General features: G+C 37.0%; 18 protein-coding genes. 15 read left to right on the top strand and 3 right to left on the bottom strand.

Annotation, left to right across the window (positions count from 1 at the left end):
- Window positions 1-61 precede the first annotated feature (61 nt).
- From lat to J2786_RS04415, 7 genes are all read left to right on the top strand, one after another.
- Window positions 62-1,387 (top strand): L-lysine 6-transaminase, encoded by a 1,326-nt coding sequence (lat, locus tag J2786_RS04385; protein ID WP_047431041.1) that lies wholly within the window; start codon window positions 62-64, stop codon window positions 1,385-1,387.
- Between the two features lie 61 nt (window positions 1,388-1,448).
- Window positions 1,449-1,679, top strand: coding sequence for a DUF2007 domain-containing protein (locus J2786_RS04390; protein WP_034694374.1), 231 nt, complete (start codon window positions 1,449-1,451; stop codon window positions 1,677-1,679).
- Window positions 1,680-1,855: 176 nt separating this feature from the next.
- Entirely contained in the window at window positions 1,856-2,368 is a 513-nt protein-coding gene (locus tag J2786_RS04395) for a GNAT family N-acetyltransferase (protein WP_047431038.1), read from the top strand.
- Between the two features lie 116 nt (window positions 2,369-2,484).
- Complete coding sequence (locus J2786_RS04400; protein ID WP_034694378.1) at window positions 2,485-2,940, top strand: hypothetical protein; 456 nt, start codon at window positions 2,485-2,487, stop codon at window positions 2,938-2,940.
- Between the two features lies 1 nt (window position 2,941).
- Complete coding sequence (locus tag J2786_RS04405; RefSeq protein ID WP_047431036.1) at window positions 2,942-4,129, top strand: efflux RND transporter periplasmic adaptor subunit; 1,188 nt, start codon at window positions 2,942-2,944, stop codon at window positions 4,127-4,129.
- Complete coding sequence (locus tag J2786_RS04410; protein ID WP_047431033.1) at window positions 4,129-7,275, top strand: efflux RND transporter permease subunit; 3,147 nt, start codon at window positions 4,129-4,131, stop codon at window positions 7,273-7,275. The genes J2786_RS04405 and J2786_RS04410 overlap by 1 nt, the downstream gene beginning before the upstream one ends.
- 94 nt (window positions 7,276-7,369) lie before the next feature.
- The gene (locus J2786_RS04415; protein ID WP_052186970.1) at window positions 7,370-8,785 is read left to right on the top strand and encodes an efflux transporter outer membrane subunit; all 1,416 of its coding nucleotides are present in this window, start codon (window positions 7,370-7,372) and stop codon (window positions 8,783-8,785) included.
- 167 nt (window positions 8,786-8,952) lie between these two features.
- Here the strand turns inward: J2786_RS04415 and J2786_RS04420 are convergent, their stop codons facing one another.
- Entirely contained in the window at window positions 8,953-9,843 is an 891-nt protein-coding gene (locus J2786_RS04420; RefSeq protein ID WP_052186969.1) for a C1 family peptidase, read from the bottom strand.
- A 192-nt stretch (window positions 9,844-10,035) separates the two neighbouring features.
- The gene (locus J2786_RS04425; protein ID WP_310024085.1) at window positions 10,036-11,016 is read right to left on the bottom strand and encodes a BtrH N-terminal domain-containing protein; all 981 of its coding nucleotides are present in this window, start codon (window positions 11,014-11,016) and stop codon (window positions 10,036-10,038) included.
- A gap of 166 nt (window positions 11,017-11,182) precedes the next feature.
- Between J2786_RS04425 and J2786_RS04430 the strand changes: the two genes are divergently transcribed.
- The 6 genes from J2786_RS04430 (at window position 11,183) to J2786_RS04455 (ending at window position 17,945) form a co-directional block, all read left to right on the top strand.
- Window positions 11,183-11,677: a GNAT family N-acetyltransferase gene (locus J2786_RS04430; RefSeq protein ID WP_047431027.1), complete on the top strand. Its 495-nt coding sequence runs from the start codon at window positions 11,183-11,185 to the stop codon at window positions 11,675-11,677.
- The gene (locus tag J2786_RS04435) at window positions 11,674-12,153 is read left to right on the top strand and encodes a MarR family winged helix-turn-helix transcriptional regulator (RefSeq protein WP_047431024.1); all 480 of its coding nucleotides are present in this window, start codon (window positions 11,674-11,676) and stop codon (window positions 12,151-12,153) included. Before J2786_RS04430 ends, J2786_RS04435 begins: the two co-directional genes overlap by 4 nt.
- Window positions 12,154-12,594: 441 nt before the next feature.
- Window positions 12,595-14,727: a type VI secretion system Vgr family protein gene (locus J2786_RS04440; protein ID WP_082001961.1), complete on the top strand. Its 2,133-nt coding sequence runs from the start codon at window positions 12,595-12,597 to the stop codon at window positions 14,725-14,727.
- A gap of 16 nt (window positions 14,728-14,743) precedes the next feature.
- On the top strand, window positions 14,744-16,360 hold the full coding sequence (locus J2786_RS04445) for a polymorphic toxin-type HINT domain-containing protein (RefSeq protein ID WP_052186967.1): 1,617 nt from the start codon (window positions 14,744-14,746) through the stop codon (window positions 16,358-16,360).
- Between the two features lie 19 nt (window positions 16,361-16,379).
- Window positions 16,380-16,970 (top strand): hypothetical protein, encoded by a 591-nt coding sequence (locus tag J2786_RS04450; RefSeq protein WP_047431021.1) that lies wholly within the window; start codon window positions 16,380-16,382, stop codon window positions 16,968-16,970.
- Between the two features lie 102 nt (window positions 16,971-17,072).
- Window positions 17,073-17,945 carry a hypothetical protein gene (locus tag J2786_RS04455; RefSeq protein WP_047431017.1) on the top strand — a complete coding sequence of 291 codons (873 nt, stop codon included), beginning with the start codon at window positions 17,073-17,075 and terminating at the stop codon, window positions 17,943-17,945.
- A gap of 50 nt (window positions 17,946-17,995) precedes the next feature.
- Here J2786_RS04455 and J2786_RS04460 read toward each other — a convergent pair whose 3' ends face one another.
- The gene (locus J2786_RS04460; RefSeq protein WP_052186966.1) at window positions 17,996-18,622 is read right to left on the bottom strand and encodes a hypothetical protein; all 627 of its coding nucleotides are present in this window, start codon (window positions 18,620-18,622) and stop codon (window positions 17,996-17,998) included.
- 172 nt (window positions 18,623-18,794) lie between these two features.
- Between J2786_RS04460 and J2786_RS23105 the strand changes: the two genes are divergently transcribed.
- Both J2786_RS23105 and J2786_RS04465 read left to right on the top strand, forming a co-directional pair.
- Window positions 18,795-18,953: a hypothetical protein gene (locus tag J2786_RS23105; RefSeq protein ID WP_510183760.1), complete on the top strand. Its 159-nt coding sequence runs from the start codon at window positions 18,795-18,797 to the stop codon at window positions 18,951-18,953.
- On the top strand, window positions 18,890-19,378 hold the full coding sequence (locus J2786_RS04465; RefSeq protein WP_310024092.1) for a YdeI/OmpD-associated family protein: 489 nt from the start codon (window positions 18,890-18,892) through the stop codon (window positions 19,376-19,378). Before J2786_RS23105 ends, J2786_RS04465 begins: the two co-directional genes overlap by 64 nt.
- The last annotated feature ends 101 nt before the right edge of the window (window positions 19,379-19,479 follow it).

Genomic DNA, 19,479 nt, shown 5'->3' on the forward strand with positions numbered 1-19,479 from the left:
AAATGTTGTATTCTTTGGATCATTTAATCAATCACTTATTAAATCACACTACAAATTTATTATGGAACACACATTAGATATAAAAGCAAATAAAGTAAAAGAAACAGTAGGAAAACATGTGTTGGCAGACGGTTTCGATTTTGTGATGGATATTGAAAAATCACATGGATCATGGCTTTATGATAAATTGACAGACAGAGAATACCTGGATATGTTCTCTATGTTTGCATCAGCATCTATCGGATACAATCACCCTTATCTCTTAGAAAGATCAGAATGGTTGGGAAGAATGGCTGTAAATAAACCTACTTTAGCTGATGTTTACTCAGAAGAATACGCTCATTTCCTTGAAGTATTTGAAAGAGTGGTTATCCCTGAAGAATTACAATATGCTTTCTTTATCGAAGGCGGAACGATGGGAGTGGAAAATGCAATGAAGGCATGCTTCGACTGGAAAACCCGCAAAAATTTTGAAAAAGGATTAGATACTGAAGCTGGAATCTGTATCCACTTCAAACAGGCTTTCCACGGAAGAAGCGGTTATACTTTGAGCTTAACCAATACTTCTGACCCAAGAAAGTATCAGTATTTCCCAATGTTTAACTGGCCGAGAATTTTAAATCCAAAATTAAAATTCCCGATTACAGAGGAGAACCTTGAAGAAACAATCAAAAACGAAAATCTTGCTTTACTTCAGATTGAAGAGGCAATTTTGATGCACCCTGATAAAGTGGCTTGTATCATCATTGAACCTATTCAGGCAGAAGGAGGTGACAATCATTTCAGAGACGAATTCTTATTAGGATTAAGAAGAATCTGTGATGACAACGAAATCTTACTTATTTTTGATGAAGTTCAGACAGGAATTGCCATTACCGGGAAAATGTGGGCATTCCAGCATTTTACAGCAAAACCGGATATCATTTCTTTCGGGAAAAAGGCCCAGGTTTGTGGTGTACTGGCCAATAAAGAAAAGTTTGATCAGGTTCCGAACAATGTTTTCAGAGAAAGCTCAAGAATCAACTCTACTTTTGGAGGAAACTTTATTGATATGCTTCGTTTCCAGTTAGTGATGGAAGTGATCGAAAAAGAAAACCTAGTAGAGAATGCAAGAGTAGTGGGAGATTTCTTACTGGAAAGCCTAAAAACTCTTGCTGAAAAATATCCTGAAAAGATTTCAAATGCAAGAGGAAGAGGTTTAATGTGTGCCGTTGATCTTCCTACTGCCGAGCAGAGAAACCACCTGATGAATGAGCTTTTCAATGATGGATTGATCATTCTTCCATGTGGAGATCAGTCTCTTCGTTTCAGACCTCATTTGAATGTTACTAAAGAAGAAATTCAACTTGCTTTAGATAAAATTGAAAACAATATTAATAAAATTTAAAACCCGGGATTTGTAATTTTAAAAAAAACATTGTATATTTAGATACTCAAACAATTAGAATATGGAAAGAAGTACGAGAGTATCAGTTTATGTAAGTGATAACCCTTCAGAAATTCAGTTGGTTAAGTCTAAATTGGATGACGCGCAAATTGCAAATACCGTTGAAAATAACTATCTTACGTTTACCACTACACCCACAGCAACCTCGTTGAAGGTAATGGTAGATCTGGAAGAAGAAAAAAAAGCATTTGAAATTATTGATGCTTACCTTCAACAAAGTGAAAATCAATAAACAATTTCATAATTTTAAATTTTACTACTTCGAACCGAAAATTAATTTTAATTAATTTTCGGTTTTTTGATTAATTATAAACCATTAAAAGATGAATGCTTCAAAGATTGAACAAACAGCAGCTATTCTGATTTTTACTTCTTAAATCATTCAGTCTTTTAATCAAATTTTACAACATGAATCCAGAGATTAAACTAAGACAAGCGGAAATTGAAGACAGAAACATTATTTGGGAAATTATTCAGCAATCTATAGAAAGAAGACGACAGGACGGAAGTACCCAATGGCAGAACGGATACCCTAATCTCGGGACAGTGGAAAGCGATATTGCGAAAGGATTTGGTCACGTTATGACCGTAGATGGTGAAATTGCAGTATATGCAGCCCTTATTCTGAATGATGAACCCGCCTACAGCACCATTGAAGGAGCTTGGTTAAGTGATGGGGAATTTGTTGTGGTTCACAGAGTGGCTGTAGATGAAAAATTTGCAGGGCAGGGTATGGTAAAAAAACTTTTTGATCAGATTGAAGAATTTACCAAATCCCATGGAATTCAGAGTATTAAAGTAGATACCAATCATGATAATATTGCCATGCTGAAAATCCTTGAAGGCAGAGGGTATTCCTATTGCGGAGAGGTTCTTTTAAGAGACGGCATGAGAAAAGCTTTTGAGAAGATTATAATTTAGGCAAAAAGTTAAATCAACTTTCATTGAATTTTTAAAACGGCCTGTATTTATAAACTCTATCAGGTTTGTTCGTTTAGTTCTGAACTAATTTCTACTTTTGTTCAAATTTTTATATTATGCACCAAAGTATAGAAATTGATGAAAAAATTTTTCAGGATGCCGTAAAATTCTATGGCACCGTGTTTAGCTTACCCCCTTTAGCATCAAAAATTTATTCCTACCTTCTTTTTGACTATGAGAAAGTAGGAATTACTTTTGACGAGTTTGTTGAAGTGCTCTCCGCGAGCAAAAGCTCCGTTTCTACCAGTATTTCATTACTGCTTAATGCTCAGCTTATCGTAGACCACAACAAAATGGATGAGCGGAAACGATATTTTTTCATCAATGATGAATACAAAAAAATACGATTCGAGAAAATTGTCCAAAAAATGCAGGACGAATTAAGACTATTAGATGATTTAAACAATTTTAAAAAAAGTAAAGACGATGGATACAACGAAAGAATAGAAGTTTACAAAGCACTCTTAAATAAAAACATAGAAAATATTCAGGAATCTCTTAATAAACTATAAAATGAATAATAAGCTAGTTATACTTTCCATTGCAGCGTTTTCACTGACTGCCTGCAAAAAAGAAGCTCCGAAACAGGATGGTGCCAAGCCGTATCCTGTTGTTTCCGTGGAGTCAAAAAATATAGTGGGTTATCAGACGTTTCCGGCTACCATCCAGGGTAGGGTAAACAATGATGTACGTGCAAAAATACAGGGATATATTACCCAGGTATTGGTAGATGAAGGACAATATGTTACCAAAGGGCAGCCTTTGTTCCGTCTGGAAACCAATATACTGAACGAAAATGCAGCTGCTTCCAAAGCAGGAATTGGTGCTGCGGCATCAAGTGTTGCAGCGGCTCAGGCTTCTGTAAATGCAGCTCAGGTTGAAGTAAACAAATTAAAGCCTCTGGTTCAGAAAAATATCATCAGTAACGTACAGCTACAGACTGCCCAGGCTCAGTTGGCTCAGGCTCAGGCACAGTTACAGCAGGCCAATGCTGCCAAAAGACAGGCAGAAGCCAATTATAAAGGGGTGGAAGCCAATATTGAATATTCTATCATTCGTGCTCCTATTTCAGGGGTAATCGGAAGATTGCCTTTAAAAGTGGGAAGTTTGGTAGGACCATCTGATCAGACCCCTCTGACAACAATTTCTGACACTTCTGAGATCTACGCTTACTTTGCAATGAATGAAAAAGAGTATTTCGATTTCCTTGAAAAGTCACCGGGAGCTTCTATGCCTGAGAAAATCAAAAACTTACCCATGGTTGAACTTCAGTTAGCCAATGGAAGTCTTTATCCTGAAAAAGGGAGAATTGAAGCCATTACGGGGCAAATTGATCCTACAACAGGGACTATCCAGTTCAGAGTTGCTTTTTCAAATGCTCAGAAATTATTAAGTAATGGTAACAGTGGAACCATCAGATTCCCTCAGCATTATGATAATGTTCTTGTTGTACCTGAAAGTGCTACTTATGAGCAGCAAGGTATCGTTTACGTATACAAAGTAGAAAAAGGTGATACTGCAAGAAACGTTGTTGTGAATGTTATCGACAGAATCGACAATATGGCTCTTATCAAATCTGGAGTTAATAAAGGTGAAACAGTTATTGCAGCTGGTATCGGCGGTCTGAAACCGGGAACAGCCGTGAAACCGAAGCCAATTAAAATGGATAGTCTAGTTCAATCAATAAAACCGAAATTCTAATGATAAAAAACTTTATTAACAGACCGGTTTTATCTACCGTAATCTCAATTTTGATTGTGATTCTCGGTGTGTTGGGACTGATCTCGTTACCGGTTACACAGTATCCGGATATTGCACCACCTACGGTGAGTGTTTCCGCAAACTATACGGGAGCCAATGCTGAGACGGTGATGAAAAGTGTGGTAGTACCTTTGGAAGAACAGATCAACGGGGTGGAAGGTATGGATTATATCACTTCCAGTGCCGGAAACGACGGTTCTGCCCAAATCCAGGTTTTCTTCAAACAAGGAATTGACCCGGATATTGCAGCAGTAAACGTACAGAACCGTGTGGCCAGAGCAACACCTCTTTTGCCGTCTGAAGTAACCCGTTCAGGGGTGGTAACCCAGAAGCAGCAGACCAGTGCGCTGATGTATATGTCTTTCTATTCTGAAAATAAAGACCTGGATGATGTATATCTTCAGAACTTTTTGAATATCAACATTATTCCTAACCTTAAAAGGGTAAATGGTGTAGGGGATGCCAACGTTTTCGGAGGTAAAAACTACTCGATGAGAATCTGGCTGGATCCTGCAAAAATGGCTGCCTACAGTGTAACTCCTACCGATGTTACCAATGCAATCAACGAGCAGAGTAGAGAAGCAGCAGCAGGTTCTATCGGGCAGAACAGCGGAAGTTCTTTTGAATATATCATCAAATACGTAGGTAAATTCAACGATAAAGAACAGTACGATAATATCATCATCAAATCTCTTGCAAACGGGCAAAACCTGATGTTGAAAGACGTGGCTAAAGTAGAACTGGCAGGCCAGTCTTATACGGGAATCGGGGAGAACGGAAACAATCCTTCCATCAGTATGGGGATCTTCCAGACTCCGGGATCCAACGCACAGGAAATTATTAAAAATATCAAAGCCTATCTGAAATCAGCAGAAGGAACGTTTCCAAAGGGCGTAAAATATACTTTTAACTTTGATACCAACGAATTCCTTGAAGCTTCCATTGAAAAGGTAGTACATACCCTGATCGAAGCCTTTATTCTGGTATTTATTGTAGTATATATTTTCCTTCAGGACTTCAGATCTACGCTGATCCCGGCCATTGCGGTTCCGGTATCTATTGTAGGGGCATTCTTCTTCCTGAATCTCTTTGGATATTCATTAAACCTCTTAACCTTATTTGCATTGGTACTGGCAATTGGTATTGTAGTGGATGATGCCATAGTCGTCGTCGAGGCCGTTCATGCCAAGATGGAGCATGGTATTTCCGATGCTAAAAAAGCAACAGTAGAGGCAATGGATGAGATTACAGGTGCTATTATCTCGATTACTCTGGTAATGGCAGCGGTATTTATTCCGGTGACGTTCATTACAGGTCCTACAGGGGTATTCTACCAGCAGTTTGGTATTACGCTGATTATAGCCATCATCATTTCGGCGATTAATGCATTAACGCTGAGTCCGGTTTTATGTTCATTATTCTTAAAACCTCACGAAGCGCATCATAAAGAGTATAAAAATTTAAATCTGCTGCAGAAGTTTTTCTACAAGTTTAATATTGCTTTTAAAACAACTACTGAGCGTTACGGAAGAGGATTTGTATTCTTATTAAGACATAAATGGGTTACCTTAATCATTTTTGCTGTTACCGGAGGAATCTTATTCTGGGCAAGCAGCAGTATGAAGAAAGGGTTTGTACCTACAGAAGACAGAGGGATTATCTTTACTGATGTACAGCTTCCTCCGGGAGCTTCTATGGAAAGAACTTACAACGCTTTGAAAACACTTCAGGCTAAGGCATTGAAAGTTCCGGGCGTACAGAACGTAACGATTTCAACAGGTAGAGGATTCTTGTCCGGAAACGGAAGTAACAACGGTCTTGCCTTTGTGAAACTGAAACCATTTGAAGAAAGAAAAAAAGACGGACAGACTTCTGAAGATATCACCAAAAAATTATTTGGAATTGTAGGAGCTGTTCCTGATGCTAAAGTAGTATTCTTCCAGCCGCCAAGTGTACCTGGATTCGGTAACAGCGCAGGTTTTGAAATGGTATTGCTTGATAAGTCAGGTGGAGAATACGCTGATCTGGATGATAAAACCAATGAATTCATCGGTAAACTGATGCAGAGACCGGAAATTCAGTTTGCACAGACTTCATTCAATACCAAATATCCTCAGTATCAGATGGAAATTAATGTTCCTTTGAGCAAACAGCTTGGGGTTTCTGTTAATGACATTCTGTCCACGATGCAGGGGTATATCGGAGGTATTTATACTGCCGACTTTACCAAGTATGGAAAGCAGTTCAGAGTGATGGTTCAGGCTCTTCCTGAGAACAGAAAGAATATTGAAAATCTGAATCAGCTTTATGTCAGAACAGGATCAGGGATCATGACTCCGATTTCACAGTTTGTAACCTTGACAAAAGCATACGGACCACAATCTGTAAGCCGTTACAACCTCTTTACTTCAGTGAAGGTAACGGGAGCGAACTCTGACGGATACAGTTCCGGGGATGCAATTGCCGCAGTACAGCAGGTAGCTGATGAAACCCTGAATCAAAACTATGCCGTAGAATTTACAGGGTTAACCAGAGAAGAATTAAATTCTGGATCTCAAACGCTTTTGATTTTCGGACTGAGTTTGATCTTTGTTTACTTTATCCTTTCTGCACAGTATGAAAGCTATATCCTTCCGCTGATCGTTATTATTTCTCTTCCTCTTGGGGTAATGGGAGCTTATTTCGGTCAGAAGATCATGGGGCTGGAAAATAATATTTACTTCCAGATTGCCCTGATCATGCTCGTGGGACTATTGGCGAAAAATGCAATTCTTATTGTTGAATTCGCTGTTCAGAGAAGGCATCATGGAGAAACCATTGTAATGTCAGCTATTAATGCAGCGAAAGCCAGGGTAAGACCTATTCTGATGACCTCATTCGCCTTTATTTTCGGTTTATTGCCGTTAGTTCTGGCAAGTGGAATCGGAGCAGTAGGAAACAGGTCTATCGCTACGGGTGCGGCCATCGGACTATTGATAGGAACCGTTTTGGGATTATTTGTAATTCCGGTTCTGTATGTGATTTTTGAAACACTGCAGGAAAAAATTAAACCTATCAAAAAAGAAGATATCAATTTAGCAGAATAAAATTAATTAGAGAAGTCAGAAGTTAGATCTTTAGAAATTAGTCTAAACCACATCTAACTTCCGGCCTCTAACATCTAATTTCTAATTTTTTATAATGAAGAGTTTATTAAACATCATAAAAGGAATCACTTTTTCAGTTTTCATACTCGGGGCCATCTCATCCTGTATGGCAAGAAAAGAATATGAAAGACCGAAGAATGTTGTGGACGAAAAGCTTTTTCGTACAGACATGCTTCCTTCGGACAGTACCAATATTGCAGATATTTCATGGAAAGAGATATTCACTGATCCGATATTGCAGGGGCATATTTCTAAGGCACTGGAGAACAATCTTGATATCAGAATTGCTTTAGAAAGTATTAATTCTGCAGAAGCGTATCTTAAACAAAGCAAGGCAGCCTATCAGCCGACTCTTTCCATAGGTCCCAACTATACATTTCAGACACAGTCTATCAATACACAGTTTGGACAGATCATCGGATCAAGACGTTATGTGAACCAGTTTGACATTACGGCAAGTATCGGGTGGGAAGCTGATATCTGGGGCAAATTAAAGGCACAGGAGAAAGCACAGCTCGCTACTTATTTGGGAACTGTTGCAGCACATAAAGCCGTAAAAAGCAGTTTGGTGTCTTCCATTGCTTCTGCGTATTATCAGTTGTTGACATTTGATGCACAGAAGAAAATTATTACAGAAACAATTGCGGTAAGAGAGAAAAATCTTGAAGCGACTAAGGCTTTAAAAACTTCTGGAACAGTTACTGAAGTGGCAGTACAGCAAAGTGAGGCTCTTGTTTTCAATGCCAAATCATTACTGATTGATATTGATACCCAGATCCAGCTGCTTGAAAATACCATGAGTCTTTTGATGGGAGAGCCTTCTCATTCTATCGAAAGATCTACATTGGAAGGGCAAAAACTTCCAATTGATTTAAAACTGGGGTACCCGACTCAGCTTCTGGCCAACCGTCCGGATGTCATGAGAGCAGAATTTAATTTAATGAATGCTTTTGAGTTAACCAATGCAGCCAAAGCTCAGTTTTATCCAACGTTAAAATTGACAGGAAGTGGAGGAATACAGTCCGTAGATATTGATCACCTGTTTAGTGTGAACTCTTTATTTGCGAATGTAGTGGCGGGATTGGCTCAGCCAATTTTAAATAAGAGACAGATCCAGACCAACTATGATGTAAGTCTTGCCAATAAAGAAACGGCTTATTTAAACTTCAGAAAAACAGTTCTGACTGCCGGAAAAGAAGTTTCAGATGCCATCAGAGTTTTCTCTGTTCAGGATTCATTTATTGAATTAAAACAACATGAGCTGGATGCCTACAAAAAATCGGTTGACTATTCTCAGGAATTGGTGAACTATGGGATGGCCAACTATCTTGAAGTGTTGAATGCCAGTGTGAATTCACTGAATGCAGAGCTTAACATTTCCAATGCAAGATACAGTAAAATGAAAGCAGCCGTAGAGCTTTATCAGGCTTTAGGCGGAGGCTGGAAATAACCGTATTCTTTAATGTAATATCATAAACGTATGTCAGCAATGGCATACGTTTTTTATTGACAAAGATCACAAGTTAAATAATATTACAAAAATAAGATTTTGATAGTGTAAAGAGATAAAAAAACGGCCGCAATTATTCCGGCCGCAATTTATCTTTATAACTTTTTTTATTGAACGTATGCTACATAAGATTCATTTATAGCACCTTTTCTGGTCTTGGCAAAAAATGCATAATCTATCCAGAAAAATCCATTGTTTCCCCAGGTAGTACCCCAGGAATTTTGTACTTTAAAAGCTTGTTTAGCATCGTCATAACCCACTACGCAAATGGCATGTCCTCCTCTTACAGCACCAGAATGACTTTTCCATATCCAATTGTTTGCCGCGCTTAAACTATCAAAACTTCCATCTACCGTCACTGTAATAATTATTGGCAAATTCATGCTTAAAAGTGTCTTTACATTACTGATATTGCTTTTATCTACAGTAGCCCAGGTTGTAAATTTATGAGTACTTGCTGCACTTTTTTGAGTTTCATTGGGTTGCGTAGAGCATTCTACATCTGTATATGGCATTTCATCCCAGCTGCAAACTCCCTGATCTTTTATTAAATTTAACCCACTGGATGCATAAGTTCCATTAGGGCAGCCATTTACTTTTATCTGATTATATACGTACTCAGGGCTTCTTGGGTTCGTTATCCCTTTAAAATTATATTCCAGAATACTTGCAGCGGCATAAGCTGTAGCAAATGCAACGCATGAACCTTCCTGTCCCTGATTTACTATTGGAGGAGTGTTGGGTATAGTATAACTTGACGGAATAGAAGCTATAAGTGTTTCTGCAGACTTGCCCTTAAATTTCATTGTTAATGCATCTATATCAGCTTTAGCAAATGAACTGTAGGTTTTGTCATCTACAAGGATTGCTCCTAAGGAACGCATTGCCTGGTTTTCCTTGTTAGGCTGCTTAGTATTTTGTTCTTCTTCATTTCTATTACATGAAAACAAAGATAGCATCCCTAATAAGACAGCAATTAATTTTAGATTTTTCATCATTGTATTATTTAAAATTTATCACATAAAAATATAAATTATTTTTACGTAATTGTAATATATTTTATGAATTAACTACTGTTTTAGCTTTTTTTATGTGTTTGTTTGTTTTTATTTATCGATTTGTTGATGGGTGTTAATATTATTAATTATTTTGTGAATTTATTATAACAGGAGTATTCGTTTCTTTTTCAGCTATAAAGTTGTCAATATTTCCATAGTTCTTTTCTCTTTATCTGATATCTCTTTTAAAATATCCGTAGTCAGATGAATATATTGAATATCTTTTGTCTGGCTCACTTTTTCAAACAGCTGAGACACATTTGTCCAGAGCTCAGCAATCTCTCTGAAGGCTTCATAACCTGCTTTTAACGGATCAAGCCGAAGCAGTTCATAACTTTCTTTTAAAAAATCACGGTATAAATTCCTGAACAATGCACCACCTGTTCCTGCTTTTTCCATTAACAAAGCGGCTTGTTTAAATTCAGCTTCAATGTCTTTGCTCATATTGAACCATTTGACAATTTCAGTACTGGTTTTCAAGATTCCCTTATAAGAAACATTTGTAATAGGCGGGTTCAGATATTCGGCAGTATTACTTTTGATTGCGGTGATTATAGCTTTTTCCAGATCATATTTTCTATTGGTTTTCCTGAGGGTATAATACAGATTTTTGGAAGCCATAGGGCCCTTTTCAGCACGGGCCATTGCCAGACTTTTTAAAGAGGTTTGTACCTGACTGCCTTGTTGTCTGGTGTCTGCGAGGTAAGCATTTTCATCATCATAGCCGTAAATGGCAGCATAATGTCCGGCAAAATGAAAAGGATTTGAGAAATATTCAAGATGATAGCAATCCATTTTTAATCCGACTACCTGTCCGCTATCCAAAAGTTCTTTTACTTGCTCCCAGGCCTTTTGTTGTGATGAAGTTTCTTTTACGGTTAATTCAAGATTTAGATTTTTTGCTATATTCTGAGTCAGGAAATCAGGTTTTATTCTTCCTCCGATGAAAGGGAAATCCATTGTTTTCATATTCCAATAGATAAAGCTTAAACCTTCCCCCAATCCGAAAAGCATAGGTTCGGAAAGTTCAATTCCGATTTGCTGTAATAATGTTCCGGTAGTGGTCGTTTCGCAGTGCTGTCCGTTAAAAGGTCTCAGGTTTTCTATTTTCATTTTGGTGTGGGTTATTCTTTTTTTCTGAAAAGAAAATTACATAAATATAGCTACATACCGAAATTCCGTTTTTGAATTTTCTGTGTTAAAATTTTTTTAAAAAAGCAGAATGGATTTGTATATATGTATTCAACTACGTAGTTTTGTACTTTAAAATACAAACACTATGAAATTAGAGATACAATCCATAGGGAATTCCTACTCAGAGCAGGCTATTGATCTGATTTTGACGATTCAGCAGAAAGAGTTTAACATTCCGATTACCATAGAAGACCAGCCTGATCTTCTTCATATAGAAAGTTTTTACACGGAAGCAGGAGGTAACTTTTGGGGTGCTTTTGTAGATGGCGAACTGGTAGGTTCTATAGCGTTGGTTAAATTTGACGAAAGGGCAGGAGCAATCAGGAAAATGTTTGTTAAAAAGGAGTTCAGAGGAAAAGAACTGAATATTGCACAGGAATTACTGGAAGTTTTAATTTCTTTCTGCCGCGAAAACAGGATCGATGATTTATATTTGGGAACCATAACAGTACTGAAAGCAGCACAGCGTTTCTATGAAAGAAATCATTTTATAAAGATTGAAAAAAACGATCTTCCTGTAAAATTTCCTTTAATGAGTGCTGATGATGTTTTTTATCATTTAAATATTGACCGACTATGAATGTAATCAACGAAGCAGGAATTCTTGCCATATCCACAAGGCTGCACCGTCTCAGTGAACAGTTGAGGAAAGATGGAGCACTTATTTATAAAGCATTCGGAATTGATTTTGAACTGAAATGGTTTCCGGTTATTTTCACCATTTATAAAAAAGAAATAGCAAGTGTTGTCGAAATAGCCAACGAAATCGGTTACACTCATCCATCCACCATAACACTGCTTAAGGAACTTGAAAAACTGGAGTTGATCCAATGGGAAAAGGATAAACAGGACGAACGCAAAAGACTTTTTAAGCTCACTTCAAAAGGGCAGGAACTCATTGATAAAATGAAACCCGTTTGGGAACTGATGGCTCAGATTTTAGGCGATATCGCCGACAATAAAAACAATCTGCTGGCTGCAATTGATGAAGCAGAAGAGAAAATTGCAAGTCAGTCTTTTTATCAGAGGGCGCTGCAACGTAAAAATTCCAAGTAAATATCGGAGCGTTTTCTTCTGCTTATGTTAGTAAATAATAATGTATAAAAAATAAAAAAAATAATTCCTTCTCATTGATCATCTAATCATAATAGGTCTTTTTGTTCAAGATGTGAAAAAGCTTTATTGAAAACTCATTGTCGTAGAACTACGACAATTTTCCAAATAATCGATAATTCATTTTGCAGTGAATATTTAAGGTTATATATTGCAATACCAAAATCACTAAAAAACTTATGAAAAAATATCGAAATCAACCACTTTTTACAGTGGTACTAAGTATCTAAAGCGGAATTTTTTTTCTGAAAATTCCCACTGTATCCATCTCAGGTCAATCATTGAAAAGCTTGTTCAAGAGACCGTTACATGCTTGTAGATTGATTCCTTGAACCGAATGGTCTCACCTTATTCGATTAAGTCATACACCAAAAAAAAGATGTCATGTTTAAGGAACAGAATAATCTTCCCAAACCGGAAATAGATTCAGACAAGACAGATTTTGTAAGCAAAATCAAAGACAATAAAAAAGTTAAAGAAGTAAAGAAAGCTGCTTCAAAAGTGAACAACGCAGTCAATATTGTGAATACAGGAAAGCAATTCCTAAACCAGCCTTTACTGCCCAATGAACCATCCATAAGTAAGGATAAGCTTTGGGTCAAACAGCCTACTTCTAAAATATTCAATGCTGACAGTATTCCGGAGAGTGCCATCGTAGGAATCAACCGGGTAGTAAAGCTTGATATCCATGTGGAAGGTAAATCTATAAAGTATTTCAAACATTTTAGCCTTACTCAAAGTGCTACTAAACATCACGAGTTTGAGCTTATTCTTGCTCATGATACGTTAGGAAGTGCAGAAAACCATAATCTTGAAGAAATACAGAATTTCCTGGGAAAAAGGATTACGGTGGTTTTCAAATATAAAGATGTGGAAGGCGGAGCTGAGCGGAATTTTATAGGAGTTATCACGGAAGTTGGATTCAGCCAGGAACAAGGAAGCCTGGGTAATCTTGTGCTGTCAGGTTTCAGCCCAACAATTTTGTTAGATGCTGCCCCACATATTCAAAGCTTCGGTGGAGCACAACCCATTAGCTTGAACAGTATCGCCAATGAAGTGATTAAAGAAGGATTAGGGCAGGGGAAATTTGATTTTAGAATAGATGCCCGCCATGGCAATGTATCTTACAGCTCTCAATACGGAGAAACGCATTATAACTATCTGGCTAGAATTGCTGAAGCTTATGGAGAACAATTTTTCTATGATGGAGAAGTTTTACATTTCGGACAATTGCCACCACAGGAAAAGCCTGTGTTGTTAACCTATGGCAGTAATCTGACGGATGTTAAAATTAAAATGAAAGCTCAACATGTGAAGCCTTCATTTTATGGATATAACAGTAGTAAAAACGAAAAATTTAAAGGCGGAAGCTCAAAAATAACACATACCTCAGATATTGCGAAGAGGGCTTATGAAATTTCAGAAAAAACTTTTCAAACCCCATCTTTAAGAGTAGCTCCTATCAAAGCATCATCTTTTATGGATATTGATGCTTCTCAAAAGGGAACTGCAGGAAGTAAAGCTTCAGAAGTTTTTGTAACTTCCGGTAATACAACCGTTCCTTTTCTTTATCCGGGATGTATTGCGGATATCCAGATGCGTAAAACGGATACTAACGAAACCTCTTATTTTACTAAATTAATGCTTATAGAGGTAACCCATCAAGTGGATGCCCGCGGATACTATAATGGATCTTTCCAGGCCATCGCTTCTGATACCGGATTTATTCCAAGACCAGAATTTACAGTTCCGGTGGCGGAACCCCAGTTTGGAAAAGTAGTTTCCAATACCGATCCTGAAAATCAAGGCCGCGTGCAGGTTCAGCTTGACTGGCAAGCCGGCCAGGACACCACAGAATTTATCCGTGTAATGTCTCCTGATGCCGGAAGCAGTGAGAAGGTAGGTAAGAACAGAGGATTTATGTCTATTCCTGAAGTGGGAGATCAGGTCATTATCAATTTTGTACATCTTCACCCCGATCGTCCTTTTGTGATGGGTGGAATGTATCATGGTGGAATTGGAGCTGGTGGTGGCACTGGAAATAATGTTATGAGTTTCAGTGGACGAAGCGGCGCAGAATTAAAATATGACAATGGAGCCGGATCTATGAATCTTAAAGATCAGGGCGGTGCCAATATGAATTTTGACGGAACCGGAAACGCAACTACCAATGCAAATAGCAACCATACTGTGAATGCAGGAAGTTCCAATGTCATCAATGTGGGAGGTAAAAAAGATGCTCCGCCACAATCATTGCTGAAAATGGATGCAGGCGGAAATATTACCCTTGACGGAAAAACAAGTATTACCCTACAGGTAGGAGATAATTCTATCACCATATCCGAAGAAGGTATTATGGCTTCAGCAGGAAAAGGAATAATTGATATCACGGCACTTACCGGAGCTCTGGGATTATCAAGTAAAGGCGGTCCTATGGATATCAGCACAGATTCGCCACTTACTATTACCGGCGGACCAAGCGCTGTGATGTCTTCAGGAGATACCAATATTATGTAATTCTAAAACCAAAATCATGGATGAGTTAGAATACATAACCCTCAATGCCCTGATGATGTGTGATCAGGGGGCAGCTCCGGATTTCTTTAAACCTACGTTCAATACGAAGGTGAAAATCCATGGCTGTCTTGTAGCGACCAATCAGGATGCTACTCCTCTTATTAATATCCCTTCCTTTAAAGTGTGTAAGATCAGTGGAGGACCTTGTACACCTACTACTGTTCCTATGACATGGCAGGATACCTGGCAGGTAAAAATTAACGGGATCCGTTCTTTGATAGGGAAAAGTACCTGTCAATGTCCTATAGGCGGGAAGATAGAGTTTATGACCAGTGGACAGGTTCCACTTCCGGATGATGCGGCCAAGGAGGTAAAAGATATGCAGGATCAGGCACAGCGTGAACTTGACGATAGTGGACATGGCGATAGTGTAGGTGAGGCAGGTTTTGTAGAAGGTATGATCCCGGTTTGGGGAAGCGGTCGTGACCTCATCAATGATATACAAACCGGAGATGTAGGCGGTGGCCTTATGAATGCTGGATTTTTAATCTGGGATGTCGCTTCTATAGCCGTAGGTGTAGTTTCTTTCGGAACCGGAACGGTAGCCATGCAGGGAGCAAAAGCAGGAGTAAAAGGAGCTATAAAAGCAGGGGCAAAAGCCATATCTAAAGAAGCTCTGCAACAGATGGGAAAAGCGGCACTAAAAAAGCTGAGCAAAGAAGCTTTAAAGAAAAGTGTGGATGATGTAGCCAAAAAATTGCTTAAGACCTGTGTTTTTGCCTGTTTTCCAGCCGGAACACCTGTGCATACTGAACACGGAATTAAAAATATTGAAGATGTCCAAATCGGAAATCAGGTGTGGGCTTATGATGAAGATACGGATACCGTAGCCCTTCAGCCGGTAATTGATCTTATCGTCAATGAAAGTGACCATACCATTAGTATTTATACCGAAGCTGAAGTGATTGAAACAACTGCGATACATCCTTTTTATACTGTGGAAGGCTGGAAAGATGCTTCAGAATTAGAAATAGGCGAAAAAATTCTAACGAAAAATGATACGAAAGTTATCATTGAAAGGATAGAATATAGCTATGAACCTAAAAAAGTTTATAACTTTACGGTAGCTCATTTTCATACCTATTTTGTAGGCCTGCTGGCTTTACTGGTTCATAATTCTGGCAGATGCTTGTCCCAAATGATTCTGGAATCTCAGAAATGGTTTCAGAAAGTTAGACGTGGATATTTTTTTAATTTAGTATGGAATAGCGAATTAAGAAAACAAGCATTAGAAAAAGGTTTTAAATATTCTCATGAAGTTGAAGTTTTATTAAAGAAAGGGAAAGTTGGAAAAATAGATGGATTAATTGAAAATGCTGACGGAACTTTTAAAATTATTGAACGTAAAGCTAGTGATCTAAGTCAAATTTCAGATAAAACAATCAAAAGTTATATTGATGATGCAGCAAAATATAATGGTAAACCTATGACACAGACAGGCCAAGTAATAAATTCAGCTGGAGGTAAAGTAATATTACATGTTGAAAAAGTTGGTAACTTAAGTAAAGAAGTTATTGAGCATGCAAGAAAAAAAGGAGTAGAAATAGTGGATAATATTTCTGGATTAATTTAATTAAAAATTTATTATAAAAATGTATAAAACAGAATTTTCGAAGTATAATGGACTTATGGAAAAGATAATGGATGAACAAACTACATTAGAAGTTCATTTATCTACAGAGTTTAGCCAGAATGTTCCAAAGAAGTTTCTAAAATATACCCCTGATGAGTGGGCCAGATATGCTTTTGAAAATGAACTTGAATATAGTATTAACTATTATAAAGATGAAAAACCTTATTGCCAGGTTACCAGTGATTCTATGAGTATAATATTAAATTTTTATGATAACAATATACTTAAGCATAATTTAATGATAGTCTTTTCCAAAGGTGACATCGTTAAAGGAGATTTTAAGGAATATAATAACAATAAAATTTTTTTAAAACAAATTTCCTGGTATGGTGATCTTGGAAAAACACTATTATTCTATTCAAATAAGAAAAAAGACAATGTTTTTTTGAAGGAATTTGTAAAAGAAAATGAAAAAACAGTACTCATCGAACAATTTGGAACTGCAGATTTATCTAAACATTGGTTTGATACGCCTAAAGATTATTTAGACTATGAAGTACTATTAGATTACGAGAATCTATTTAATCAGCTTCCATCAGTACCAGCTTAAAATAATGATCTGACTATCAATCAGAAACTGGAGTTGGAATTATGAAATATATAAAATTCATTTTCAGCAATAAAGGCATTCAGAGTATACAATAGTAATGAAATGAGTATCTCAAATTTTTTATTCGGGGAAAATATTCCTCTTTTTCAACTGGAAAAGTTCTCGCAGGAATACACCCTGAAGGTAGAGAATACTTTTATTATGGGTAAAGAGAATAAACCAATCTCATTAAAAACCTCATCAGATATTATTATTGAACAGGAAAAAAGAGCTCATGATATCAATACCACCATAAAACTACAGGAAATCACGGGTGATACTGATGATACTTTGATGAAGCCTTTTTTGTTGCAAAGTCTTGCCCTTGCAGATATTTCCCGCAATATTCAGTTGAAAAGAAATCTTAGCGGGAAAATTCTTTCTATTGAAAATAAACCTGATCTCTGGAAAAGTTGGGAAGAATGGAAAGAGAATAAGCTGGCGAGTGCTTTCCCGGAGGAAAAGGATCAAAATAAGTTGATTACAAATTATGAAAAGGGATTGAAAAACTTTGATGTTGAATTAAAGAAGAATCTGCAATACATTCTCTTACTGCCGGAAGTTTATAACCTTATATTTCCTCCTAATGAATATTACAGTTTTCTATTCAGTCTGTCAAATATTCATTCCAGGCTGATTGATGGTGTAGAATATCACTATCAGTTGAAACTGGTAAAACTTGAAGAAGAAAACAACAACCTTTTTGTAGAGTTTCATTCTGTACTGAACAACCATGATGAGCTTATGAAAAGCCATATCAAAAAGCTTTATGAGAAGGAGGAAGATTTTTCTGTTGACGAGTTTGAATTCAGTATCAAAACCAAATACAATTTTGAAAAATCAACAGCTAAGATCCTGAACGCGGAACTTCATTTTGTAGAAAAAATGCATGAACATCTGGCTTATTTCATTGATATGGATTTACATAGCAAATAATTAGCTTTAAACAAATAGTACTAACAATCAATTCTTTCAAGACCCATACATTATGATTGGAAAATATTGATAATAGGATTAATAAAAGATTTTTGTTTTAAATGCTGTTTTTCGTCTTCCGTTAGGTCGTTAGTCCCAAGGCCAATCCTGTTCGAGGGTTTTTCGTTATCCATTCCATCAGCTAATTCAATAGATCCAATTTTAATTTTTTTATGAAGTCCTAGTATCGTTAAATCCATCAATTGACCTGGATTTATTTCCCCTTCTATAATTTCCCCAAGCAGATAAAAGCTCCTGTTGGTAAGTTGAAAAGCACTGGCAATCTTAAATTTAGCAGTAATATCATGCCAGCTGTATCCACAATGTCTGCACTGCTTTGCATAAGGAGTACGGGCAAGTTTATTACATTTCGGGCAATTATTGAAAAAAACTTTCTCAGGAGTTTCTGCAATTATCCGCGTTACAACATTTTGTTCAAAAACTTCATATCCATATTCTAATAGTTTTATGACTTCAGGATCAGAATTTATCCAGCCCCGCTTTATCATTACATTTCTGATTTGTTCACTTTCAGAACTCTTCAAAGTATACATATGATGATTCAGTGCTAACGCTTCGTCCCTGGTCATTAATTTCCCAAAATATCTGATAATATAATTTATAGTTTCTCTGTCCATATCCAACTAAAAAAAGTAAAACCTTTTTAATGACTTAGCTTGTCTAATTTATGATTTATTTCTTTACAATAGCCCTATATTATGGAATGTGATAATTAAGAAATAGAAATTTAATACTGACAAACTATTGTCACTAAAGTATGTTAATTTTACATCAATAAAAGAAAAAGCTATGGGTAAAATTACAGAGAAACAGACCTTTCATGTCAGGACAAAGGCAGAATGGCGGCAATGGCTTGAAGAGAACCATCATATAGAACAGTCTGTATGGCTTATTTGCAATACCAGAAAATCAAATTTTTACCCATTGTTCATTGGACCGAGCTGGTAGATGAAGCTCTTTGCTTTGGCTGGATAGACAGTACAAGAAAGACAATTGATGAAGGTTCATTTATGCAGTTATTCAGCAGACGGAAGCCGAAGAGTACCTGGTCAAAAATTAATAAGGATAAGGTTCAGAAGCTGATAGAAAATAATCTGATGACAACAGCAGGATTTGAAACCATCCGAATTGCCCAAGAGAATGGTTCCTGGAATATTTTGGATAGCGTGGAAGATCTTACCATTCCAGAAGATCTTAATAAAGCATTTAAACAGCATGAAGGTTCCGAAACCTATTTTCTAAGTTTAAGCAAATCCATAAGAAAAATGCTGCTCCAATGGATTGTGCTTGCCAAAAGACCCGAAACCAGAAAAAAACGTATTGATGAAGTAGCCATACAGGCTGCTCAGAGTAAGAAACCAAAAAATTTTTAAATCCTAAAATAAGAAATATTGTTTTTCTACGCTTGTGATTAAAATAAAAATAGGCTGTCCCATTTTGGGAACAGCCTATTCAATTGATTCATTCTTGAAAT

This window comes from Chryseobacterium vietnamense (genome assembly GCF_031454475.1).
In the GTDB taxonomy this organism is placed as follows: Bacteria; Bacteroidota; Bacteroidia; order Flavobacteriales; family Weeksellaceae; genus Chryseobacterium; species Chryseobacterium vietnamense.